This is a genomic window from Streptomyces sp. NPDC017991 (assembly GCF_044328075.1).
Lineage (GTDB): Bacteria > Actinomycetota > Actinomycetes > Streptomycetales > Streptomycetaceae > Streptomyces.
The window spans coordinates 348088-372221 of the sequence record NZ_JBIRGP010000002.1 but is presented as its reverse complement, the minus strand read 5'-3'; the positions used below and the strand labels follow the sequence as shown (position 1 = coordinate 372221).

The following is a 24134-nucleotide window of genomic DNA, read 5'->3' as shown; positions in this document are numbered from 1 at the left end:
CGTGCGGACGCTCTGTGCTTCGACGCTGATCGGTGAGTTCTTCGTGATCGGGTTCGCCGGACTCGTGGCGATGAAGGATCCCGATCTGTCCATGGCCACGGTCTGGACGGTGTGCGGGATCGCGATGGTGCTGTGTCTGCTCCTGTGCGGGGTGATCACGCGGCCGGGGGGTGTCCAGCTGGGCTGGGCGCTGCAGGTGCTGCTGATCGCGAGTGGGTTCGTGGTGCCGGTGATGTTCTTCCTCGGTGTGGTCTTCGCGGCGCTGTGGTGGGCTTCGGTGCACTACGGGCGGAAGGTGGAGGAGGCGAAGGCGCGGTTTGCTGCGCAGGCGGGGGTGGGTGGGTAGTTCGGGGTTCCGTCCTTTCCTCGGGGTGGCCCCGGGGCCCCTTCTGTCCTCAGGCGCCGGACGGGCTTGATCGTTGCGGGTGTGTTCGTCGGGTGCGGGGTCGGTGGGGGCTGGTCGCGCAGTTCCCCGCGCCCCTGAAAGCTGGGGCTTCGCCCCTGGGCGCCGGCGGGCTGGATTGCTCGGGTGCGGGGTCGGTGGGGGCTGGTCGCGGAGTTCCCCGCGTCCCTGAAAGACGGGGCTGCGCCCCTGCCTTTCGGCGCGGTCGGTGTGGCGTGCGGCCCGGTTGCGTGCCTGCTTTTCAGCCTGTCCGGCGTTTGAGGACGAGCGCGGCAGCGCGAACGGTGCGTACGGGTCGGGGGCGGAGCCCGTGAACGGGGGCGGGGGCGGAGCCCCCAGGGACACGCCCTGTAGCCTCTTCATCCGCACATCTGTGACCTGAAGGAGCCACCACTGTGAGCCAGCGCACCCTCGTCCTTCTCAAGCCCGACGCGGTCCGTCGCGGCCTGACCGGCGAGATCATCAGCCGTATCGAGCGCAAGGCCGGCTGGCAGATCACCGCGCTGGAACTGCGCACGCTGGACCAGGAGACGCTGGAGCAGCACTACGGCGAGCACAAGGGCAAGCCCTTCTACGAGCCGCTGGTCACCTTCATGGCCTCCGGCCCGGTCGTGGCGCTGGTCGTCGAGGGCGAGCGCGTCATCGAGGGCGTACGGGCGCTCGCGGGTCCGACCGACCCGATCGCCGCCGCCCCGGGCTCCATCCGTGGTGACTTCGGTGTGATCGTCCGCGAGAACCTGATCCACGCCTCGGACTCCGAGGAGTCCTCCGAGCGCGAGCTGAAGATCTTCTTCCCCGGTCTGGCGTAACCGTCCGACCGGCCGGGGCCGCCTCGCCCGGCGGCGGCCCGGGCCGCGGTGAAAATCTTGTGAAGCGAAATGCCCCTGAAGCTTTGTCAGGCAGGTAGCGTCTGACCTGCGGCCCACCCACAATGGGGCGCACAATGACGGCCGTCTGCGGGCATATGCGTGCCGATCGGGGGAACGCGTTCCCCCGATGGCCCGTCTCCAGAAGCGAGGCGGCGCGTCATCTGCTGACAATGGCGAAGACCCTCGCGCAGTGTTCGTGCAGGCGAGACTACGATGGAAGTCTTCACGTCACAGCGCTCACCCTCGCCATCCTGAAAAGCCATCAAAAGCTCCACTTGGGAAGGCCAGACGAATCCTGATGGGGAACTCAATGTCGTTCATCGGCCGTGACATGGCTGTCGACCTCGGGACCGCCAACACGCTGGTGTACGTCAGGGGTCGCGGGATCGTACTCAACGAGCCGTCCGTCGTCGCGATCAACACCAACACCGGTGGCATCCTCGCGGTCGGCGCGGAAGCGAAGAAGATGATCGGGCGGACGCCGGGCAACATCGTTGCCGTACGGCCGCTGAAGGACGGTGTCATCGCCGACTTCGAGATCACCGAGCGCATGCTCCGCTACTTCATCCTGAAGATCCACAAGCGGCGCTACCTCGCCCGCCCCCGCGTCGTCGTCTGCGTGCCCTCGGGCATCACGGGCGTCGAGCGCCGTGCCGTCATCGAGGCCTCGTCCCAGGCCGGCGCCCGCCAGGTGCACATCATCGAGGAGCCCATGGCCGCCGCCATCGGCTCCGGCCTGCCGGTCCACGAGGCCACGGGCAACATGGTGGTGGACATCGGCGGCGGCACCACCGAGGTCGCGGTCATCTCGCTCGGCGGAATCGTCACGGCACAGTCCATCCGGGTCGCCGGCGACGAGCTGGACAACGCGATCATCCAGCACATCAAGAAGGAGTACTCGCTCCTCCTCGGTGAGCGGACGGCCGAGCAGATCAAGCTCACGATCGGTTCCGCGTACGACCTCGACAATGACGAACACACCGAAATCCGCGGCCGGGACCTGGTCTCCGGCCTTCCGAAGACCGTCGTGATCTCGGCGGCCGAAGTCCGCAAGGCGATCGAGGAGCCGGTCAACGCGATCGTCGACGCCGTCAAGACCACCCTCGACAAGTGCCCGCCGGAGCTGTCCGGCGACGTCATGGACCGCGGGATCGTGCTCACCGGCGGTGGCGCCCTGCTGCGCGGCCTCGACGAGCGGCTGCGGCGCGAGACGGGCATGCCGATCCACATCGCCGAGGACCCGCTGGACAGCGTGGCGCTCGGGGCCGGCAAGTGCGTGGAGGAGTTCGAGGCGCTCCAGCAGGTGCTGGACGCCCAGCCGCGCAGATGACGTAACTCTTCGATTCCGCCGTACGAGATGATCCCTTCTCGTACGGCGGATCGTTGATATCGAGGCATAAGCTCCCCCATAACACCGCGGGTTCCGCCCGATCGGGCGCCGAACGGGTGCTCAACCGGATGCTCCGGGGTTCCTTCGGGGTTCCCGGAGTTCGTCAGGACCCCCGGGAACCTGTTGAGTGAGCCATACATGAATTCCGACGAGGAAGGCACGGCCGTCGCACGTGAGGGACACACGAGAGAGCCGGCTGCTCCTGGTGCTGCTGATCGCCATCGCGTTCGCCTTGATCACGGTGGACATCCGCGGGGGTGAGGACTCCCCGGTCGACGGTGCCCGCCGTGGCGCCGCCACGGTCTTCGGCCCGATCGAGGACGGGGTGTCGACCGCCGTCGACCCCGTCGGCAACGCGATCCAGGCCGTGAGGGACTCCGGTGACCGCCACGACCGCGTCACGCGACTGGAGCGGGACAACGCCGAGTTGAAGGCGAAACTGGGCAGCGACGACCGCAACCGCAGCCGCGGCGCGCAACTCGACAAGATGCTCAAGACGGCGGGCGCCGGTCAGTACGGCATCAAGGGCGCCGAGGTCATCGCCATAGGAGCGGCCCAGGGCTTCTCCTGGACCGTCACCATCGACGTCGGCGCGAACGACGGCATCAAGCGCGACATGACCGTCCTCAACGGAGACGGACTGGTCGGGCGCGTCACCACGGTCGGCCCCGGCACCGCCACGGTGCTGCTCGCCAACGACCCCGACTTCACGGTCGGTACGCGCATGGAGTCCACCGACGAACTCGGCTTCGCCTCCGGACAGGGCGACCGCCCGCTGCGCGTGGAACTGCTCAACGGCAAGGCCAAGATCAAGAAGGGCGACCGGCTGATCACCTTCGGCTCCCAGGCCGACAAGCCGTTCGTCCCCGGCGTGCCCGTCGGCCTGGTCTCCCGCGTCGACCCGTCCGGCGGCGACCTGACCCGCACGATCTACGTCACGCCGTTCGTGTCCTTCTCCAAGCTCGACATCGTCGGTGTCGTCGTCCAGGCCCCGCGCAAGGACCCGCGCGACGAGGTGCTGCCGCCCAAACCCAAGCCAACGCCCACGCCGACCGTGACCGTGACGGTCACGCCCTCGGCCGACGCGCCCGCCGACGGCCTGCAGCAAGAGCAGTAGGAGCTGACTTCCCCATGCGCTTCAACCGAATGCTGCTCTCCGCCACGCTGGTGATCGTCGCCCTGGTGATCCAGGTCAGCGTCCTCGCCCGCCTGCATCTGCCGGGTGCCGTACCGGACCTCCTGCTGCTCACCGTCCTCGGCCTCGCCCTGGTCTACGGCCACGTCGGAGGCGCCCTCGTCGGCTTCGGCGCGGGCCTGCTCGCCGACCTGGCCCCGCCCGCCGACCACGCGGCCGGCCGCTACGCCCTCGTGCTGTGCGTCATCGGCTACCTCGCCGGACTCGCCAAGCCCGAGAACGGCCAGCTCAAGTCCGCCACGGGCCCCATGGCCGTGGTCGTGGCCGCCTCGATCGGCTCCACCCTCCTGTACGCGGGAGTGGGCGCCCTCGTCGGCGACACCGCCGCCCGCCATGTGGGCCTCGGCGGCCTGCTGTTCACGGCCGCCCTGTACGACCTGCTGCTCGCCCCGTTCGTGGTCCCCGGCATCATGGCCCTGGCCCGGCGCGCCGAGAACGATCCGCTCGCCGACACCGGCGGCCCGGGCAAGTCGACCGACGTCGCCGCGGGCTGGATCAGCTCGGGCACGGGCCTGCGCATCGGCAGCCAGCGCGGCGGACTGAGAGTGAAGGCCGCCAGGGCACGGATGGCCCGCGCGGGACGCATCAAGGGGGTCAAGCGACTGTGACCAATATTCCTGAGACCGGCCGGACCCCGCGGGTCCAGATCCGGCTCATCGTCATCCAGATCCTCGTCCTGTCCCTCCTCGGCACCCTCGGCGGACGCCTCTGGTACCTCCAGATCCGCAACGGCGACGAGTACGCCAAGGAGGCGTCCGGCAACCACGTCCAGCAGGTCGTCAGCCCCGCCGTGCGCGGCTCGATCCTGGACGCCCGGGGCGTACCGATCGCCGACAACGAGACCCGGCTCGTGGTCTCCGCCTCCCGGACCGACCTGCTGAAGATGAAGGACGACGGCGACGCCGTCCTCGCCAAGCTCGCGGACGTCCTCGGCATGAAGGCCGCGGACGTACGGGACAAGGTCCGGCTGTGCGACGCCAAGACGCCGCAGCCCTGCTGGAACGGCTCGCCCTACCAGCCGATCCCCATCACCGACGAGGCCACCCCCAAGCAGGCACTGCAGATCCGCGAGCGCGCCGAGGACTTCCCCGGCATCACCGCGGAGCCGCAGGCCGTGCGCCGCTACGCCGCCCCCGGCAAGGCCAACACCGCCCAGGTCCTCGGCTACCTCTCGCCCGTCACCGACGAGGAGATCACGAAGGCCGAGAACACCGACTCGCCGTATCTGCGCTCCGACCAGGTCGGCCGCTCCGGCCTGGAGCGCCAGTACGACAAGCAGTTGCGCGGCAAGGCCGGCGTCACCCGCTACGAGGTCGACAACCTCGGCCGGGTCATCGGCCAGGCCGAGAGCGACGAGGCCCAGCCCGGCGCGAACGTCGTCACCAGCATCGACTCCCGCGTCCAGCGCGTCGCCGAGTACGAGCTGAACGCGGCGATGAAGGTCGCCCGTACCGAGTTCGACAAGAACACCGGGGAGAACTACAAGGCCGACTCCGGGGCGGTCGTCGTCATGGAGAACAAGACCGGCCGGGTCGTGTCCATGGCGTCCAACCCGTCCTACGACCCGAACGCCTGGGTCGGCGGAATCTCCGGCAAGGACTACACACAGCTCACCGGCAAGGCCTCCAACTACCCGCTCCTGAACCGCGCCATCCAGGGCCAGTCGGCCCCCGGCTCGGTCTTCAAGGTCATCTCGACGGCCGCCGCCATAAAGGCCGGCTACTCCTTCAACGGCCCCTACCAGTGCGGCGCCTCGTACTCCATCGGCGGTCAGGTCTTCAAGAACTACGAGTCCAAGGGGTACGGCCCGATCAGCCTCGGCCGCGCCCTGGAGGTCTCCTGCGACACCGTCTTCTACGGCCTCTCCCACGCGGAGTGGAAGAAGGACGGCGGCATCAAGCCGAACAAGAACGCCAAGGACTGGTTCTACACGACGGCCCACCAGTTCGGCCTCGGCAAGGAGACCGGCATCGACCTGCCGAACGAGGTCACCGGCCGCGTCCCCGACCGCCAGTGGAAGTCGGACTACTGGAAGGCCAACAAGGACGCCTGGTGCAAGTACGGCAAGAAGGGCGGCTCGTACGCCCAGCAGATCGCGTACGAGAACTGCCTCGAAGGCAACCGGATGCGCGCCGGTGACTCCGTCAACTACTCGATCGGCCAGGGCGACACCCTCGTCACCCCGATACAGATGGCGACGATCTACGGGGCCATCGCCAACGGCGGCACGATGTACGACCCGACCGTCGGCAAGGCGATCGTCAGCGCGGACGGCAGGAGCGTCCAGGAGATCGAGCCGAAGGCGCACGGCAAGCTGCCGATGACGAAGAAGACCCGCGACGAGATAGACGGTGCCCTCGCGGGAGTCGCGACCCGCGGATCGGCCGCCTGGCGGTTCGGCGGCTGGCCGCAGGACGAGATCCCGATGCACGCCAAGACGGGTACGGCCGAGGTCTACGGCAAGCAGACGACCTCGTGGTTCGCCACCTACACCAAGGACTACACGGTCGTCATGACCATTTCCCAGGGTGGTACGGGTTCCGGCGCCTCGGGCCCCGCCGTGCGCAAGATCTACAACGCGCTGTACGGGGTCTCCGAGGACGGCAAGATCGACAAGAAGAAGGCGCTGCTCTCCACACCGCAGAAGAACCTGCCGAAGGTCGAGAAGGACGGGTCGATCGACTCCCCGAAGGCCGAGGTGTACCCGCCCAAGGCGGACGAGCAGGCCACCGAGGAAGGGCAGCAGCAGGTGGCGGGCGACAACCCGGCCGCCACCGTGCCGAACACCGGCACCGGTACCAACCGGGACACCCGCAGGCGCTCGGCGCGCCGCTCGAAGAAGAGGCGGAGGTCGCTCGTATGACCGGCGGAAGCGGCTTCTCCGTCTCCGGATACGGGCCCGAGCGGGCCAGTTGGACGCGGGTGTTCGCCCGTGACTCACTGGCCCGCAGGCTCGACTGGCCGATACTGTTCGCGGCCATCGCGCTCTCCCTCATCGGCGCGGCCCTCGTCTACTCGGCGACCCGCAACCGCACCGAGCTGAACCAGGGCGACCCGTACTACTTCCTGTTCCGGCATCTGCTCAACACGGGCATCGGCTTCGGCCTGATGATCGGCACGGTCTGGCTCGGCCACCGCACCCTGCGCACGGCCGTACCGATCCTGTACGGGCTCTCCGTCTTCCTGGTCCTGCTGGTGCTGACCCCGCTCGGCGCGACCGTCAACGGCGCCCACGCGTGGATCATCGTCGGCGGCGGCTTCTCGCTCCAGCCCTCCGAGTTCGTGAAGGTCACGATCATCCTGGGCATGGCGATGCTGCTCGCGGCCCGGGTCGACGCGGGCGACAAACCGCACCCCGACCACCGCACGGTCCTCCAGGCGCTCGGCCTGGCCGTCGTCCCGATACTGATCGTCCTGCTCATGCCCGACCTCGGTTCGGTCATGGTCATGGTCATCATCGTGCTCGGTGTGCTGCTCGCGTCCGGCGCCTCCAACCGCTGGATCTTCGGTCTGATCGGGGCCGGCGCGCTCGGGGCGGTCGCGGTCTGGCAGCTCAAGATCCTCGACGAGTACCAGATCGCCCGCTTCGCCGCGTTCGCCAACCCCGCGCTGGACCCGGCGGGCGTCGGCTACAACACCAACCAGGCGCGGATCGCGATCGGCTCCGGTGGGCTGTTCGGCACCGGCCTCGGCAAGGGCTCGCAGACCACCGGGCAGTTCGTGCCCGAGCAGCAGACCGACTTCGTCTTCACGGTCGCGGGCGAGGAGCTGGGCTTCGTCGGCGCCGGGCTCATCCTGATCCTGCTGGGCGTCGTCCTGTGGCGGGCCTGCCGGATCGCCCGCGAGACGACGGAGCTGTACGGGACGATCGTGGCCGCGGGGATCATCGCGTGGTTCGCGTTCCAGTCCTTCGAGAACGTGGGGATGACCCTCGGGATCATGCCGGTGGCGGGGCTGCCGCTGCCCTTTGTCTCGTACGGAGGGTCGTCGATGTTCGCGGTGTGGGTGGCGGTGGGGTTGCTGCAGTCGATCAGGGTGCAGCGGCCCATGTCGGCGTGAGCGTTCCACTGGGTTTGGCGTTGCCCGGAGGGGGCGGTTGTTCTTCGGGTGCCGGTCCGTTGTGGCTGAGCGCGCAGTTCCCCGCGCCCCTTACGGGGCTCGGGTGCCGCGGCCCTTACAGGGCTCGGACGCCGCGGCCCTTACGGGGCTCGGACGTCCCGGCCCTTACGGGGGGTGGGGTGGTGCATCTAAATTCAGGGCATGGCGGACATCAAGCGGGAGATCGAGCGTAAGTACGAAGCCGATGAGAATGCCGGACTGTCGGATCTGCCGGATCTGACGCGTGTGCCGGGCGTCTCGGCCGTCATCGACAAGGGCGTGGCCGAACTCGACGCCACCTACTACGACACGGCCGACCAACGCCTCGCCGCCGCGTCCCTCACCCTGCGCCGCCGCACCGGTGGCGACGACGCGGGCTGGCATCTGAAACTCCCCGTCTCCGACGGAGTACGGGACGAGGTCCGCGCCCCGCTGTCCGACACCGTGCCCCGCGCCCTCGCCGGACTGGTCCGCTCCCGGGTGCGCGACGCCGAACTGGTCCCCGTCGTACGGCTGCTGTCGGCCCGGGACGTCCGCCACCTCGTCGACGAGTCCGGGGGCCTGCTCGCCGAGGTCAGCGTCGACCGCGTACGGGCCGAACGGCTCAGCGGCGGCGACGGCACCGCCCGGTGGACCGAGATCGAGGTCGAGCTGGCGGACGACGGCGACCCCGCCTTCCTGGACAAGGTCGAGAAGAAACTGCGCAAGGCCGGCGTCTCCCGCTCCGCATCGGCGTCCAAGCTCGTCAGGGCGCTGGGGGAGACGGGCCGCAAGGCGCGCAAGGAGGCCGTCGTGGAGGCGGCACCGGTCACCGCGGGCGACCACGTCCTCGCGTACGTCCGGGCCCAGCGCGACGCGATCGTCGAACTGGACCCCGCCGTCCGCCGGGACGTCTTCGACGCCGTGCACAGCATGCGGGTCGCCACCCGCAGGCTGCGCAGCACGTTCCGCTCGTACGGCAACGTCCTGGACCGGGGCGTCACCGACCCGCTCCGCGACGAACTGAAGTGGCTGGCGGGGGAGCTGGGTGTCGACCGCGACCAGGAGGTCCTGACCGAGCGGCTGACGGAGGCGCTCGCCGGACTGCCGCGCGCCCTGGTCGTCGGCCCGGTCCGCGGCCGGCTGCGCACCTGGGCGCACGCCCGCCGGGCCGGCTCCCGGCGCCGCCTGATCGCGGTCCTCGACGGCGGCCGCTATCTGGACCTCCTCGTCTCCCTCGACGCGCTGCTCGCCACCCCACCGCTGCGAGGGGCCGCCGCGGACACCACGGGGATGGCGGTCACGAAGGCGGTGCGCAAGGACTTCGACAAGCTGTCCGGCCTGGTCGCCCAGGCCGTCGACCTGCCGCCGGGGGAGGGCCGCGACCTCGCGATCCACGAGGCCCGCAAGAAGACCAAGCGCACCCGTTACGCGGCCGAGCTGGCCGCTCCCGTCCTCGAGAAACCCGCGAGGACTCTGGTGAGCGACATGAAGTCCCTCCAGGGCCTGCTCGGCGAGCACCAGGACAGCGTGATGGCCAGGCTGGCCCTGCGCGACCTGGCGACCCAGGCCCACGCGGCAGCCGAGAACGCCTTCACGTACGGGGTCCTGCACGGCCACGAGGAGCGCGTCGCCGCGTCGGCGGAGGCCGGTCTGCCGGGGGCGTGGGAGACGATCAGGAACGGGACGATCGTCTAGGGAGCCCCTCAAGGGGCGCGGGGCAGTGTCCATATGCGGCTCCGCCGCGTGGGCGCGACCAGCCACGACGGGCCCGCGGACGCAGGACGGACCGCCGCCGCACGTCCACCGGAGCGCACAGACGGCAGGACAGCGCGCACCCACAGGCACGTTAGGCTGGAAAGTCATCCCCTGTCGGCTCGCAAAGGTTCGTGAGATGTCTGCCGAAACCGCTGTGTCGGTCTTTCCACAGCTCGAAGCTCTGCTCCCGCATGTGCAGAAGCCGATCCAGTACGTCGGCGGAGAGCTCAACTCCACGGTCAAGCCCTGGGAGGAGTGCGACGTCCGCTGGGCGCTCATGTACCCGGACGCGTACGAGGTAGGACTGCCCAACCAGGGCGTCATGATCCTCTACGAGGTCCTGAACGAGCGTGAGGGCGTCCTCGCCGAGCGCACGTACAGCGTCTGGCCGGACCTTGAGGAGCTGATGCGCGAGCACGGCGTCCCGCAGTTCACGGTCGACGGCCACCGGCCCGTGAAGGCCTTCGACGTGTTCGGCCTCTCCTTCTCCACGGAGCTGGGCTACACGAACATGCTGACCGCGCTCGACCTCGCCGGCATCCCGCTGGAGTCGAAGGACCGCGGTCTCGACGACCCGATCGTGCTGGCCGGCGGCCACGCCGCCTTCAACCCCGAGCCGATCGCCGACTTCATCGACGCGGCGATCATCGGCGACGGCGAGCAGGCCGTGCTGGACATGACCGAGATCATCCGCGCCTGGAAGGCGGAGGGCCGGCCCGGTGGCCGCGAGGAGGTCCTGTTCCGCCTCGCGAAGACGGGCGGGGTGTACATCCCGGCGTTCTACGACGTCGAGTACCTGCCGGACGGCCGTATCGGCCGCATGGTCCCCAACAAGTCGGGCGTCCCGTGGCGCGTGTCCAAGCACACGGTCATGGACCTGGACGAGTGGCCGTACCCGAAGCAGCCCCTCGTACCGCTCGCCGAGACCGTCCACGAGCGCATGTCGGTGGAGATCTTCCGCGGCTGCACCCGCGGCTGCCGCTTCTGCCAGGCGGGCATGATCACCCGCCCGGTCCGCGAGCGTTCCATCACGGGCATCGGCGAGATGGTCGACAAGGGCCTCAAGGCCACGGGCTTCGAGGAGGTGGGCCTGCTCTCCCTGTCCTCGGCGGACCACTCGGAGATCGGCGACATCGCCAAGGGCCTCGCGGACCGCTACGAGGAGGACAAGGTCGGCCTCTCCCTGCCCTCCACCCGCGTCGACGCGTTCAACGTCGACCTGGCGAACGAACTGACCCGCAACGGCCGCCGCTCCGGTCTGACCTTCGCCCCCGAGGGCGGCTCCGAACGCCTGCGCAAGGTCATCAACAAGATGGTCTCGGAAGAGGACCTGATCCGGACCGTCTCGACGGCGTACGGCAACGGCTGGCGCCAGGTCAAGCTGTACTTCATGTGCGGCCTCCCGACGGAGACGGACGAGGACGTCCTCCAGATCGCCGACATGGCGACGAGGGTGATCGCCGAGGGCCGCAAGGTCTCCGGCCAGAACGACATCCGCTGCACGGTGTCCATCGGCGGCTTCGTCCCCAAGCCCCACACCCCGTTCCAGTGGGCCCCGCAGCTGTCGGCCGAGGAGACGGACGTACGCCTCGGCAAGCTCCGCGACCGGATCCGCGGCGACAAGAAGTACGGCCGCTCCATCGGCTTCCGCTACCACGACGGCAAGCCCGGCATCGTCGAGGGCCTGCTCTCCCGCGGCGACCGCCGTATCGGCTCCGTCATCCGCGCCGTCTACGAGGACGGCGGCCGCTTCGACGGCTGGCGCGAGTACTTCTCGTACGACCGCTGGATGCGGTGCGCCGACAAGACGCTCCCCGCCTTCGGTGTGGACGTCGACTGGTACACCACCCGCGAACGCACCTACGAGGAGGTCCTGCCCTGGGACCACCTCGACTCGGGCCTCGACAAGGAATGGCTCTGGCAGGACTGGCAGGACGCGCTCGACGAGACCGAGGTCGACGACTGCCGCTGGACCCCCTGCTTCGACTGCGGCGTGTGCCCGCAGATGGATACTTGGCCACAAGTAAGCGACAGCGGTAAGAAGCTGCTCCCACTGTCGGTCAAGAAGGACGCCACGACCAGCGGACACACCCACTGACGTGAGTGAGGCGTTGGGGCGCATCGTGGAGGTGCTGGGGGACGGCGGTGAGGAAGAGGTAGCTGCCGCCCTCAGGGCGCTCGGCGCTCAGAGTAGGCGGCAGGCGAATGTGCGGGAGGCGCCGAGAACGCCCCTGCCGCCGCCTGGAGGCTCGGTGACTGTGCAGTCCGAGGTGGAGTGGGTCTGAGGTTCGCGAAGCCTTAGCCTGAGATCTGAGGCGCTGCATGGCTTGAAGTTCGGCCCGGTCCATGCGCTCAGTCGGCAGCTCGGTCCTGCCGCTGCCATTCACGAGGCCAGTTCCCGGATGGCGGTGGAGGCCCAGTAACCCCCAGGTCGCGCCGGGCGGAGGCGTAGAACGCGTCGCGTTTCTGGCTGACCCGCTGTGAGTCGCGGATCCATCCCTCCGGGTCTTGCCTCTGCTCTCGTGCATGCAGTTCCAGCGTCCAGATTGCCTCGTGCCACGAGCGCGCGGCTGTGACCGTCTCGGCGTCGCCGACGAGGAGCACCGATTCCCAACGTGTTGACCGGCGGGCCTCGGCTTCAGCAAGTAGGCGCAACCCTTCGGTGGGTTCCAGCGGATCCACGACGTGGGCGTACCCCAGCGCAGCGCCGATACGTTGGGTGATCCAGATCTGTTCCTTCAGCGCGTTGCCGTACTGCGCGTACACGTCGAATTTCTTCTCATGCCAGCGCTCGGCTTGTGTCCGGCGCCATCGTGCTCGCTCGGTCAGAGTCGTCGCGGTGTACGAGCCGGCCGCACCGACCGCCACGCTCAAGAGTGTGGCCAGCTGATCCAGAAACACTGCATCCCCTCGTGCAGACGACGGTCTGTGAGCAGCATGACCCGCCGGATGATCCGTGCCCAGTGTGAGTGTTGCCTTGGCCGCAGATGCTTACTTGGCCACAAGTAAGCAACAGCGGCAAGAAGTGGCTGCCGCTGACGGTCAAGAAGGATGCTGCGGCCAGCGGTCACACGCACTGACGTGAGTGAGGCGTTGGGGCGCGTCGTGGAGGTGCTGGGGGACGGCGGCGAGGAAGAGGTGGCTGCCGTCCTGAGGGCGCTCGGTGCTCAGAGCGGACGGCAGGGGATCGTGCGGGAGGCCTCGAGGACGCCCCTGCCGCCTCCTGGAGGCTCGACGAGTGTCCAGTCCGAGGTGGAGTGGGTCTGAGGGGCTGACGGCCGAGGAGAGCCGTTCTTGGCGCCGGTGTCACCTGAGTGGCTGCTCTCAGATCGCGAGGCGCGCCTTTGCTTCCTAGCGTGGCGATATTCGCTACGGAGGAGGCAGACATGCCGGCGAGTGAGCCGCCTGCCGACGGTCCTCGGTGGGGAAGTCGGGGTAGCGGTCCTGCCCCGTCCGGGCAGTGGACGTCTCCCGCTGGGCCAACTCAGAAGAAGCAGCGGGGTCGTGCCTGTCTCTGGGGGTGCTCCGGCGCACTGGCCGTGGTGATCGTCATCGTCGTGGTTGTGCTGGTGATCGCGCAGGGGGATGGCAACGACAGCACCACACCTGCCCCCAGTACGGCCACCACCGGCACGACGTCGCGAGAGAAGACGCAGGAACCCCGGGGCGAACGAGCGGACCTCATTGGCTTCCAGCTGGACGACCGCTCAGACGCCGCTATCACCAATATCTGGGTCGCCTGGACGATCAAGAACAGCAGTGGCGGGCAGTCCGACTACTCATGGGACTGGGAGGCGGTCGACGCCGGCGGCACCCGACTTGCGAACGGTTCCCAACTGGAGACCGGTGTACAACCCGGCCAGACCGCCCGGGGCGAGTACCCCACGACGCTCAAGAGCGTGAAGGGCGTCAAGCTCAACATCACCAGCTTCAACCGCACCGCCAGCTACTGAACAGGGCGGCGGCTCCTGAATAGACCCAGTTGCGGTGGTTGAAAGCCACTCCCGCTGCGTCAGTTGCTGTTGGTCGTACCTCGAAGTTCGATACATGGCCACAACTGAGTGACAGCGGGACGTAGCTGCTGCCGCTGATGGTGAAGAAGCCTGTGACTTCCAGCTGAAACGGGCGTTAACGCTAGTGATCCGTGGCGGCGGATCGCTGATGCCCTGGCGGGTGCCGAGGTCGAAGGGGGTGCTGCGCTGATGTGCTAGGTGTGCGCCACTCGGCACGGCCGGAACTTGAAACGCCAGCGGGCCACCTCATCATTCGGGTAGCCCCGCGGGCACACGGCCCCTCCCCGTCCAACACGACATCGCTGATCTTCCCCCGCGTTCAGGGTCGGTGATTTTTTTCGGAGGCCTTCATGGGGCTCCATCCTGGACGGGCCTAATGACATCGGACGTTCCGATTAGCTCCATTCCGGTCGAATCGAGCTGGGTTTCACAGTAGGGTCAAGGTGTTTGCGTTGCCCGACCACAACATCAGCTGGCTGGTGTCGCGTTAGTCAAGGGGGAGTTGATGAGCGCTATGCAGTTCCCGTGCAAAGAGCCGAACTGCGAACAGATGGTCGAATACAAGCCGCAGCTATTGTCCGGCGCCTTTCGCGAGCGATCACCTCAAGAACTTCCTGACCGGTTCGCGGCATATCTTCCCTGCCCGGATGGACATATCCACCGGTACGTCATAACGACTGGAAGTTCCCAGCCGTGACCGAGCCAACGCCGTTCAGTGGAATGGTCGTGGGGGAAGAGTTCTGGCTGATAAAAGGCCGGGAAATGGTGGAGGCTGCTGTCACTAAGCGTGAGGTTGCGGCTGAACGCATCCTTGCCGCCTTGGCGTGGTTCTGGACCGTGTATTCCGCGGCTGCTCTGTTGGGGGTGGCCGTAGCGAAGCCTCAGTCGACATCTGTGACCGCACTTCTGGCGATGCCGATCATTCTATTGGTGGTGGCTTATGCTGTGGCGACTTCCGTTACTTTACCGGTAAGAGTGACGTTTGATCCGCGCATCCCTGTTCAAATTGAGAGCGAATTTCTGGCTGCAGCCGACGAGAAGAAGAAGCGACTACTCTTGGCCCAAGGCCTGATGATCTTGTCTGCGTTGTGCATCGCTGCTGGAGTCGTCGTATCGTTGTCGCTTCCTTCGAGGCCGGTGGGGGAGGAATTTTCTCTCGTTGCTCGAAGCGCTCCACGGTCTTCCGGAACGACAGTAGTCGTGTCCGGAAATATGTCGCCTGGTTCGAATGTGCTGGTAACGGTGACCGTGAAGAGCAGTGAAAAGCCGACAGCTGCAGCACAGAAATTAGTCACTATCCCCAAGTCTGGTCGGCTGAACGTGGCGCTGACCCTTTCCAAGGCCCGTGGTTATCAGGTGTCGGCGAACTGGATAAAAAGCGGTCTCACTCAGATTCTGACACGTGAAGTTTCCGGGGCTAGATGAGTAGACACGGGCCGGCCTACACCGCTGTGGGCGGCGCCTGAGAAGGGCCCGACATGCGATGGAAAGATCTCCTGTGGTGCGTCCAGACTCCGCCCAGCACGGCTGCCTGGCTCGACTGGCCCACAGGCCTGGTGCACATCAACGCAACCAAAGCGGAGTGGGATGCCGCCGCAGCGGAATCGGCAGCGACCGGTTCAAACGCCCCGGGCGCCCATCCTGAGTGGGAACTGCTTGCTCAGAGTCTGAGTCATGAGAATGTCCATTTCATGCAGTGCGTCACAACCGGATATATGTATCGCTGGGCATTTGAGCACTTTCGACTGCTCGCGGATGGCCTTACTGAGCTCGGCTATCCCTTCGCCGAAGTCGGCGACGCCCAAAAGGCACTGCTCGCGGCCGAGCAATTTGTTAGCACGGGGACCGCTGAAGCGTTGAGGGGGCACACAGCCAAGCTCAATATTAAGGGACCTTATGGGCTCACCGTCCGTCATCTGGTCGAGGCTCATGCCTTGTGCGTTGAGCAGCTCATGCACACCGAGCCGGTCGATGCGAAGATCCTGTTGCATCGTCTCGACACCACAAGCCCCAACGCCGACTATCGGCTTGCCTACGACATGTGTCGCTTCTGGCTGGGGAATGCGCGAGCGTTCGATTCATTCCCGGCTCTCATTACAGTCAGCCTGTGCACTGACTCCCCTCCCGAAGCGTTTGTCAGACTCCTCACGGAGGTCGCCGCTCATGGTCTCACGGATAATGCCGGAGAAAATGTAGAAATAATCCATCGGATAGCCAACGAAGTCACCAGCGACCTGCTTATCGGTTCAGCTGTCGAAGTCTGGAGTCAGCACCGGGGTGAACATCCCGTGTATGGGCCGGCAGTGCGGCGCCTCAACGAACTCGCTGGAACCGGTGACTTCAGCATGCGCGCTTTCATGGTCGACCCCGTGAGTTCGATCGAAACACTGGTCGACGAGGTGGTCCGCCCCACGCTGTTCCGGCCGAGCGAAGAGGGAGTCTTCGCGATCCAGTTGCCGACTAAGATTTTTGAAAGGGGGCAGGAAGCTGAAGAGGAGATGCAAGTTCTTCTTCTCGTCTCGGCCTTGGGGAACAGAATCCATCAGGTCGCTCACGAGGAAACGGAGGGCGACACATGGTCGGTGCCGGAATTGTTCTGGTTGTGTGAAGCTGTTCCGGATATCCGCCTGCTCGAGATCAGTCGCGAATGGCTTCAAGATGTTGAGGAGGAGACTCTCACGGCAATCCTTGACGCTCGACGAATCCCCCTTGAGAAGCGGCAGCAGACCGTCAGGATCTGGGGTTGCTGTGTTCTCGACTTTCCAACTGCCGCAATGGGAACGTCACCGCGAGACACAGATGTTAGGCGCTTTGTGCGAACACTGCACTCGCGCATGCCATCCTTCCCGTTGTATCTGGAATTCACGGATTCGATGGGAATGTTCTTTCTTTGGTTCGGTGCCTTGGCGGATTCGGATGCATGGTCAGGTGTGACGCAACTGAACATTGCCCACCCAAGCGTGGTACTGCGGGTGGGCGAAGCGGTTTCCTGCATGCGAGAAGCCGGGCGGATGTTGCACCATGACGTAAGCCCACAGGTCGACAGAATGCTTTCGCACTATCCGCCGGAGATGAGTCGAGAACTGTTGGTGGCGCTGGACTAGCCGCCCTTCGAGTAGTAGCAGCCGGTGTTCAAACCTAGGCCTCGATGACGGCTCCCGTGGATCCAGGAGCATTTCTTAAGCACTGTGTCCGCAACTGGACCTCGACATCCAGGTCGGCCCGACCGGCAAGAAGCTGCTGCCGCTGACGGTCAAGAACGCCGCGACCGCCACGGCCGGCGGCCACAGCCACTGAGACGGGGCCGGACACCGGGCCGGACACGGTGTGGTCCGGGACGAGCGTGATCCGGGGCGAGTGCGGAGGAAAGCTCCGTTCCCGGACCGTTCGTGCATCCATCCGGACAGTTGACGCGTCCGTGTGGGTATGGACCTGGAGAAGTCGCCGCAGCCCGCGCCGTCCGTGATGCCCGCGCGGCAGCGGGACGCCGCTCCCGAGGGGTGTCTCGCCGTCGCCGTCCGCATCCCGGTGCGGATCGTGGTGTTCGTGCTGATCGTGCCCGTACGGATGGCCTGGGACGTGCTCGTCGTCTGCGGCCGGCTCCTCAACGACACGCTGTTCCGGCCGCTCGGCCGCGCCCTCATGTGGGTGCTCGCGCCGGTCGGCCGGGCCCTCGTGTGGCTGCTGGACGGCGTCGCGACCGTCCTCGCATGGCTGTTCACCGGCCTGGGGTACGCGCTGAAGTGGCTGTGCATGCTCCTGTTCGTCTGGCCGTGGGTGGGCCTGTGGCGTTACGTGGTCGTGCCGGTGGGCCGGGCACTGGCCTGGCTCGGACACGTGCTGCTGGTAGTCCCCGCCCGGTGGCTGTACGAGCGGCTGCTGACGCCCCTCGGCCACGGCATCGTATGGACGCTGCGGGGCCTCGGGGCCGGCTGTGCCTGGCTGTGGCGGACGGCGGTGCTCACTCCGACGGGTCGGCTGTACCGGGCCCTGCTCGCGCCTGCCGGGAGAGGTGTCACGTGGGTCGCCGCGGGGCTGTGGTCCGGGGTCGTGTGGGTCTTGCGGGGACTGTGGGCGGGAGTTGTATGGGTCTCCCGGGGGGTGTGGGCGGGCATCACATGGGTCGGCAGGGGACTGTGGGCCGCCATGACATGGGTGGGCCGAGGGCTGTGGGCCGGTACGACATGGGTCGGCGGAGGGCTGTGGGCCGTGGTGGTCTGGCTCGGCAAGGTCGTCGGAACCCTCCTGCGCTGGATCTTCGTCGTACCCGCCGTCGCCCTGTGGCGTTGGGTCCTCGCACCGGTCGGACGGGGCATCGCCGTCATCGCGCGGGAGATCGGCGAGGCCCTGGGACACGCGTGGCGGGTCGCCGGACACGTGTCCCTCGCCGTCGGCCGCTTCCTCGGACGACTCTTCCGGTGGATCTTCGTGGAGCCGGTGCGGTGGGCGTACAGGAGCGTGTTCACTCCGATGGGGCACTTCGTGCGGGACGTCTTCTGGAAGCCCGCGGCGGAGGCCGCGCGGAGTGTGGGCCGCGCCACCCGGCAGGCCCTGGCGAGCGCCCGGGAGACGGCACGGCAGACCAGGGCGGACATCCGGCGCGCGCTGTTCGGCGCACCGCGCGAGCCCGAGCCCGTACCCGTGGCCGGACCCCGTGCCGAACCGGAGCCGGTACGCCTGGTCGAGCCCGGCGGGCCCCCGCGGAGCGCGCCCGGCCCCTCCCGAAGGGAACGCACGGGCGCCGACACACGTACTCTAGGTAGTAGTACGACCGCACTCACGAAGGACTGAACGACACTGGGCAAGCGACAGCCCGAAGGCCCGCCGCCCGCACCCGCGGTGCAGCGCATCCGACTGCGCTACACCAAGCGCGGCCGCCTCCGGTTCACCAGCCACCGTGACTTCCAGCGTGCCTTCGAGCGCGCGTTGCGCCGAGCCGAGGTGCCCATGGCGTACTCGGCGGGGTTCACGCCGCACCCGAAGGTGTCGTACGCCAATGCCGCACCCACCGGCACGGGCAGTGAGGCGGAATACCTGGAGATCGCGCTCACCGACGCGCGCGATCCGGGCAAGCTGCGCGCACTCCTCGACGAGTCGATGCCCGCGGGGCTCGACATCATCGACGCCGTCGAGGCCCGTACCTCGGGTCTCGCCGACCGGCTCACCGCGTCCGTGTGGGAGATGCGCCTCGACGGCGTGTCCCCCGAGGACGCGCGGCGCGCGGTCGACGCCTTCACGGCGGCCGAGACCGTCGAGGTGCAGCGCAAGGCGAAGAACGGCATGCGCACCTTCGACGCCCGCGGCGCCGTCGCGAGTCTGGAGGCGCACAGCGCACAGTCGACGGCGCACAGTCCACAGTCGACGGCACTCAGTCCACAGGCTGATAGGCCGACCGACCAGGCCTGTGCGATACTGCGGCTGGTTGTTCGGCACGTGACGCCTGCCGTTCGACCTGACGACGTCCTGTCCGGTCTCCGAGCTGTGGCCGACCTGGCGCCGCCGGTCCCCGCAGCGGTGACCAGGCTGGCGCAGGGGCTTTTCGATGAAGAGACCGGCACGGTGACCGACCCGCTCGCGCCCGACCGCGAGGCAGCAGCACCTTCCCCGGAGATCTCCGGGGACAGCGCAACTGCCGCCGCGAAGGCGCTGGCGTAAGGAAGGTCCCGCGTAGGGACGGACGTCGAAGCGCCGCCCTCGTATCCGGGAGCCACCTGGGTCGGGCAGCGCACCGACCAGAAGACTTTCGCCAGGCCGTATGCACACATGGCATACGGAACCGGCGAGACAGGACACAGAGAGCTCCCGTGCGGCGCCCGCGCCCCGGACGGCGGCACCGCGCAACGCGCGAGCCGCGGACGTCACCGGATCCGCGGCGCCCGGGAGCCTGACGGGAGATCCACCCGCATGCTTGAGCCGACCGACCCCACCGAGCCTTCCACGGGCTCCGACAACAGCACTCCGAGCGACACGCTGCCGCCACGCCGGCGCCGTCGTGCCGCTTCGCGCCCCGCCGGGCCGCCGTCGGCGGACGCCGAGGGCACGGCCGTGGCGGAGACCACGGCGCCGGCCGTACCGGCTGTGACCTCCGCGGACCTCGCGACAGAAGAGGCGCAGGAGAACGAAGAGGCGACCGTGACCGCCGCTCCCAGGAAGAGGGCCGCGGCGAAGGCGCCGGAGGCCGCCGCGGATGAAGCGGCGGAGGCACCGGCCGACGAGGCCGCCCCCGCCCCGCGTGCGCGCCGTCGTGCCACCCGCCGGGCCTCCGCCCCCGCGGGAGCCCCGCAGGGCGCCGAGGCCGCTGAAGCCACCGAGGCCACAAGCGTCGAGACCGCCGCGCCGGCCGTGGCGGCGGAGCCCGAGGCGCCCGCCGAGGCCGAGGCGGCGCCCGCTCCGCGTGCGCGCCGTCGTGCCACGCGCCGGGCCACCGCGCCCACGGGTGCGCCGCAGGCGGCTGAAGCTGCTCCGGCGACCGCTGAGGCTGTCGAGGTTCCGGCTGCCGCTCCAGTCGCAGAGGAGACACCGGCTGCCGAGGAGACATCGGCCGTCGAGGAGGCGCCTGCTGCCGAGGCGGCGCCCGCCCCGCGTGCGCGCCGTCGTGCCACCCGCCGCGCCACCGCGCCCACGGGTGCGCCGCAAGCCGCTGAGTCCGCTCCGGCGACCGCTGAGGCCGTCGAGGTTCCGGCCGCCGTCCCGGTCGCCGAGGAGTCGTCGGCCGTCGAGGAGACGACCGCTGTCGAGGCTGAGGCCGATGCGGCGCCCGCTCCGCGTGCGCGCCGTCGTGCCACCCGCCGCGCCACCGCGCCCGCCGGTGCGCCGCAGGCGGAAGCGGAGGCGGAGAGCGAGGCGCCCGGGACGGTGCCCGCCGAGGCCGCCGCCGAGCCCACGCGTCGCGTCGCCCGGCAGAAGGCGGAGCGCGCCGAGACCCCCACCGCGACCGAGCCCACCGAGGCCGTTGCTCGCGACGAGCGCAGGGAGGCCCCCGTGGCCGCTGCCAGGAACGACCGGTCCGCCGAGACCGAGACCCCCGCCGACGACGAGGACGCCACCCCGCGTCGCGCCCGCCGCCGGGCCACCCGCAAGGCGGCCGGAGGCTTCTCCGCGCCCGCGCCCCGCAAGACCGCCGAGGAGGGTTCGGCCCGGCGCCCCGCGCGCCCCGCCGTCGCCGTCTTCCAGGCGCCGGTCTTCGCCGAGCCGATGTTCCAGACGCCGGAGCGTGCCGCTGCCGCCGCCGCGGCCGAGGCCGCCGAAGAGGTGGAGGAGGTCGCGGAGCCGGTCCAGCAGGCCGCCCCCGTGGCCGCCGCCGAGGAGGAGACGGGCGGTTCGCGCCGTCGCCGCCGCCGGGGCAAGGCCGAGGAGCCCGCCGCCCCCGCCGAGCGGACCCCGGTGGAGCGCGCCCCCGAGGCCGAGGAGCCGGCCGACGAGGAGCCCGCCGAGGAGGAGTCCGCGGAGGACGCCGCCGACGGTGACGACAGCGAGGAGACCGGTTCGCGCCGCCGTCGCCGCCGCGGTGGCCGCCGTCGCCGCCGGGGCGAGTCCGCCGACGCGGACGACGACTTCGCAGGCGAGCAGAGCGAGCGCGGTGAGCGCGGTGAGCAGGCCGCCGGGACCTCCGACGACACCGAGGACACCGCCGAGCAGGCCGAAGAGGACTCCGCCGACGCGGAGGACGACCACGACGACGCCGGCGGCTCCAGCAGCAGCCGTCGTCGCCGTCGCCGCCGCCGTCGCGCCGGTGACTCCTCCGGCGAGGCCGACGCGGGCGAAAGCGACCCCGAGCGCACGGTCGTCAAGGTCCGCGAGCCCCGCAAGAAGGACGAGCACCCGAGCGACGAGGTCCAGTCCATCAAGGGCTCGACCCGCCTGGAGGCCAAGAAGCAGCGCCGCCGTGAAGGGCGCGAGCAGGGCCGGCGCCGCGTCCCGATCATCACCGAGGCCGAGTTCCTGGCCCGCCGTGAGGCCGTCGAGCGCGTGATGGTCGTCCGCCAGAGCGGCGAGCGCACGCAGATCGGTGTCCTTGAGGACGACGTGCTCGTGGAGCACTACGTCAACAAGGAGCAGTCGACCTCGTACGTAGGAAACGTCTACCTGGGCAAGGTCCAGAACGTGCTGCCGTCGATGGAGGCCGCCTTCATCGACATCGGCAAGGGCCGCAACGCGGTCCTGTACGCCGGTGAGGTCAACTTCGAGGCGCTGGGCATGGCCAACGGCCCCCGCCGCATCGAGAGCGCCCTGAAGTCCGGCCAGTCGGTCCTCGTGCAGGTCACCAAGGACCCGATCGGCCACAAGGGCGCCCGTCTGACCAGCCAGGTCTCACTGCCCGGCCGCTACCTGGTCTACGTGCCCGAGGGCTCCATGACCGGCATCAGCCGCAAGCTGCCCGACACCGAGCGCGCCCGTCTGAAGACCATCCTCAAGAAGATCGTCCCCGAGGACGCGGGCGTCATCGTGCGCACCGCCGCCGAGGGCGCGAGCGAGGACGAGCTGCGCCGTGACGTCGAGCGGCTGCAGGCCCAGTGGGAGGACATCGAGAAGAAGGCGAAGAGCGGCAACGCTCCGACCCTGCTGTACGGCGAGCCGGACATGACCGTCCGCGTCGTCCGCGACATCTTCAACGAGGACTTCACCAAGGTCATCGTCAGCGGCGACGAGGCGTGGGACACCATCCACGGATACGTCGCCCATGTGGCGCCCGACCTGGCGAACCGGCTGTCGCGGTGGACCTCCGAGGTCGACGTCTTCGCGACGTACCGGATCGACGAGCAGCTCGCCAAGGCGCTGGACCGCAAGGTCTGGCTGCCGAGCGGTGGTTCGCTGGTCATCGACAAGACCGAAGCGATGATCGTGGTCGACGTCAACACCGGCAAGTTCACCGGTCAGGGCGGCAACCTCGAAGAGACGGTCACCAGGAACAACCTGGAGGCGGCCGAGGAGATCGTGCGCCAGCTGCGGCTGCGCGACCTCGGCGGCATCGTCGTCATCGACTTCATCGACATGGTCCTTGAGTCCAACCGGGACCTGGTGCTCAGGCGCCTCCTGGAGTGCCTGGGCCGCGACCGTACGAAGCACCAGGTCGCCGAGGTCACCTCGCTGGGCCTCGTCCAGATGACCCGCAAGCGGGTCGGCCAGGGCCTGCTGGAGTCGTTCTCGGAGACCTGCGTCCACTGCAACGGCCGCGGCGTGATCGTGCACATGGAGCAGCCGACCTCCGCCGGAGGCGGCGGCAAGCGCAAGAAGCGCGGTCGCGGCGGCGCCGAGCAGACCCACGAGAACGAGCACACGCACGAGCACACGTACGAGACGGAGACGGCCGAGGCCGCCGAACCGGACGAGACGGCCGCCGAGGTCGCCGCGGAGGCCGCCGAGCCCGTCGCGCTTCCCGAGCCCGAGTTCGTACCGGACGAGGACCTCTACAGCAGCGCCGCCGAGGCGGAGGCCGCGGCCACCCGTGGTGGCCGTTCGCGTCGCCGGTCGGGTCGGCGGGCGTCGGCCCCGGCCGGTGCGCCGAGGTCCGAGTCCCGCAGGTCCGAACGGGCCGAGCGCGCGGAGCGGGCCGAGCAGGCCGAGCGCAGGGACGAGGTTCCGACCGCGCAGTCCGTGACGCCGGAGGAGGAGATCGCGCGCCCGGTCCAGCAGGAGCCGGCCGAGGTCGCGCAGACGGCGCCCGTCGCCGCCGAGGACCCGGTGGTCGAGGCGCCGGCCGCGGCCGAGGCCCCGGCCGTCGACGACGCGGCTCCCAAGGGCCGTACGCGCCGTCGGGCGACCCGCAAGGTGTCCGCGCCCGCCGGTTCGCCCACGGCGGCCGAGGAGACCGTGGTGACGGTCTCCGAGCCGGCCGCCGCGCCTGTCGCACCCGCCGAGCCCGTGGAGCAGGCCGCCGAGGCCGTCTCCACGGAGCCCGTCGCCGACAGCGCCGCCCCGGCCCGTCCGAGGCGTCGTGCGGTCCGTAAGGCCACCGCGCCGACCTCGTCCGCCGAGACCGCTGTCGTGGTCGTCCCGTCGGCGCAGCCGGAAGCCCCGGCGCAGGCCGCCGAGGCGCCGGTCGAGGCACCCGCGGAGTCGTCCGGCGAGGACGGCGACGCACCGGCCAAGAAGACGGCCCGCAAGGCGGCCAAGAAGGCGCCCGCGAAGAAGGCCGCCGCGAAGAAGACGACGACGGCGGCCAAGAAGACGGCCGCCAAGAAGACCACGGCCAAGAAGGCGACGAAGACCGCCAAGACGGCCGCGAAGTCGACGTCCAAGAAGACCGCGGCGGCGGAGCAGCAGACGCCGTCCACCGTCACTGCCTCGACCGACGAGGACTGACGAGGACTGACGAGGGTCGGCAGCGGCGGAGGCGCGAGCCTCGGCACGACGCCCCCCGACCGGCGCTCACCGCGCCGGTCGGGGGGCGTCGTCGTGCCCGGCGGGGGCACGGCCGTGGCCGGCGTGG

The 24134-nt window shown here is 69.0% G+C and carries 17 protein-coding genes; 16 read left to right on the top strand and 1 reads right to left on the bottom strand.

Features of this window, described 5'->3' with window-relative positions; translation table 11 throughout:
* Nucleotide 1: 1 nt before the first annotated feature.
* From ACH4DZ_RS06205 to ACH4DZ_RS06165, 9 genes are all read left to right on the top strand, one after another.
* A complete protein-coding gene (locus tag ACH4DZ_RS06205) occupies nucleotides 2-346 on the top strand; it encodes a DUF4233 domain-containing protein (protein ID WP_398285759.1) in 345 nt (114 codons plus the stop codon).
* Between the two features lie 452 nt (nucleotides 347-798).
* The gene (ndk, locus tag ACH4DZ_RS06200; protein ID WP_107016276.1) at nucleotides 799-1212 is read left to right on the top strand and encodes a nucleoside-diphosphate kinase; all 414 of its coding nucleotides are present in this window, start codon (nucleotides 799-801) and stop codon (nucleotides 1210-1212) included.
* Between the two features lie 370 nt (nucleotides 1213-1582).
* Complete coding sequence (locus tag ACH4DZ_RS06195; RefSeq protein WP_398285758.1) at nucleotides 1583-2602, top strand: rod shape-determining protein; 1020 nt, start codon at nucleotides 1583-1585, stop codon at nucleotides 2600-2602.
* A 232-nt stretch (nucleotides 2603-2834) separates the two neighbouring features.
* Nucleotides 2835-3779, top strand: coding sequence for a rod shape-determining protein MreC (gene mreC / locus ACH4DZ_RS06190; protein WP_398285757.1), 945 nt, complete (start codon nucleotides 2835-2837; stop codon nucleotides 3777-3779).
* 14 nt (nucleotides 3780-3793) lie between these two features.
* The gene (gene mreD, locus ACH4DZ_RS06185) at nucleotides 3794-4465 is read left to right on the top strand and encodes a rod shape-determining protein MreD (protein WP_398285756.1); all 672 of its coding nucleotides are present in this window, start codon (nucleotides 3794-3796) and stop codon (nucleotides 4463-4465) included.
* The gene (mrdA, locus tag ACH4DZ_RS06180; RefSeq protein WP_398285755.1) at nucleotides 4462-6720 is read left to right on the top strand and encodes a penicillin-binding protein 2; all 2259 of its coding nucleotides are present in this window, start codon (nucleotides 4462-4464) and stop codon (nucleotides 6718-6720) included. Before mreD ends, mrdA begins: the two co-directional genes overlap by 4 nt.
* The gene (gene rodA, locus ACH4DZ_RS06175) at nucleotides 6717-7916 is read left to right on the top strand and encodes a rod shape-determining protein RodA (RefSeq protein WP_398285754.1); all 1200 of its coding nucleotides are present in this window, start codon (nucleotides 6717-6719) and stop codon (nucleotides 7914-7916) included. The genes mrdA and rodA overlap by 4 nt, the downstream gene beginning before the upstream one ends.
* A 201-nt stretch (nucleotides 7917-8117) precedes the next feature.
* The gene (locus tag ACH4DZ_RS06170; RefSeq protein ID WP_398285753.1) at nucleotides 8118-9632 is read left to right on the top strand and encodes a CHAD domain-containing protein; all 1515 of its coding nucleotides are present in this window, start codon (nucleotides 8118-8120) and stop codon (nucleotides 9630-9632) included.
* 196 nt (nucleotides 9633-9828) lie between these two features.
* Complete coding sequence (locus ACH4DZ_RS06165) at nucleotides 9829-11790, top strand: TIGR03960 family B12-binding radical SAM protein (RefSeq protein WP_398285752.1); 1962 nt, start codon at nucleotides 9829-9831, stop codon at nucleotides 11788-11790.
* Nucleotides 11791-12044: 254 nt separating this feature from the next.
* Here ACH4DZ_RS06165 and ACH4DZ_RS06160 read toward each other — a convergent pair whose 3' ends face one another.
* Entirely contained in the window at nucleotides 12045-12593 is a 549-nt protein-coding gene (locus ACH4DZ_RS06160) for a hypothetical protein (protein ID WP_398285751.1), read from the bottom strand.
* Between the two features lie 180 nt (nucleotides 12594-12773).
* Here ACH4DZ_RS06160 and ACH4DZ_RS06155 point away from each other — a divergent pair, with 180 nt between their 5' ends.
* The 7 genes from ACH4DZ_RS06155 to ACH4DZ_RS06125 all read left to right on the top strand — a co-directional run bounded on the left by ACH4DZ_RS06155 (nucleotide 12774) and on the right by ACH4DZ_RS06125 (nucleotide 24007).
* Nucleotides 12774-12959 carry a hypothetical protein gene (locus ACH4DZ_RS06155; protein ID WP_398285750.1) on the top strand — a complete coding sequence of 62 codons (186 nt, stop codon included), beginning with the start codon at nucleotides 12774-12776 and terminating at the stop codon, nucleotides 12957-12959.
* 275 nt (nucleotides 12960-13234) lie between these two features.
* A complete protein-coding gene (locus ACH4DZ_RS06150; RefSeq protein WP_398285749.1) occupies nucleotides 13235-13645 on the top strand; it encodes a hypothetical protein in 411 nt (136 codons plus the stop codon).
* A gap of 753 nt (nucleotides 13646-14398) precedes the next feature.
* Complete coding sequence (locus ACH4DZ_RS06145; protein WP_398285748.1) at nucleotides 14399-15130, top strand: hypothetical protein; 732 nt, start codon at nucleotides 14399-14401, stop codon at nucleotides 15128-15130.
* Between the two features lie 53 nt (nucleotides 15131-15183).
* Nucleotides 15184-16809: a hypothetical protein gene (locus tag ACH4DZ_RS06140; protein ID WP_398285747.1), complete on the top strand. Its 1626-nt coding sequence runs from the start codon at nucleotides 15184-15186 to the stop codon at nucleotides 16807-16809.
* A gap of 322 nt (nucleotides 16810-17131) precedes the next feature.
* A complete protein-coding gene (locus ACH4DZ_RS06135; protein ID WP_398285746.1) occupies nucleotides 17132-18496 on the top strand; it encodes a hypothetical protein in 1365 nt (454 codons plus the stop codon).
* Nucleotides 18497-18544: 48 nt separating this feature from the next.
* A complete protein-coding gene (locus tag ACH4DZ_RS06130; RefSeq protein ID WP_398285745.1) occupies nucleotides 18545-19360 on the top strand; it encodes a TIGR03936 family radical SAM-associated protein in 816 nt (271 codons plus the stop codon).
* Between the two features lie 249 nt (nucleotides 19361-19609).
* Nucleotides 19610-24007, top strand: coding sequence for an Rne/Rng family ribonuclease (locus tag ACH4DZ_RS06125; protein WP_398285744.1), 4398 nt, complete (start codon nucleotides 19610-19612; stop codon nucleotides 24005-24007).
* Nucleotides 24008-24134: the final 127 nt, after the last annotated feature.

Coding starts and splice junctions, on each gene's coding strand:
- rodA (WP_398285754.1), top strand. CDS start 6,717: ATGACCGGCGGAAGCGGCTTCTCCGTCTCCGGATACGGGCCCGAGCGG.
- ACH4DZ_RS06125 (WP_398285744.1), top strand. CDS start 19,610: ATGCTTGAGCCGACCGACCCCACCGAGCCTTCCACGGGCTCCGACAAC.
- ACH4DZ_RS06195 (WP_398285758.1), top strand. CDS start 1,583: ATGTCGTTCATCGGCCGTGACATGGCTGTCGACCTCGGGACCGCCAAC.
- mreD (WP_398285756.1), top strand. CDS start 3,794: ATGCGCTTCAACCGAATGCTGCTCTCCGCCACGCTGGTGATCGTCGCC.
- ACH4DZ_RS06170 (WP_398285753.1), top strand. CDS start 8,118: ATGGCGGACATCAAGCGGGAGATCGAGCGTAAGTACGAAGCCGATGAG.
- ACH4DZ_RS06140 (WP_398285747.1), top strand. CDS start 15,184: ATGCGATGGAAAGATCTCCTGTGGTGCGTCCAGACTCCGCCCAGCACG.
- ACH4DZ_RS06135 (WP_398285746.1), top strand. CDS start 17,132: ATGGACCTGGAGAAGTCGCCGCAGCCCGCGCCGTCCGTGATGCCCGCG.
- ACH4DZ_RS06165 (WP_398285752.1), top strand. CDS start 9,829: ATGTCTGCCGAAACCGCTGTGTCGGTCTTTCCACAGCTCGAAGCTCTG.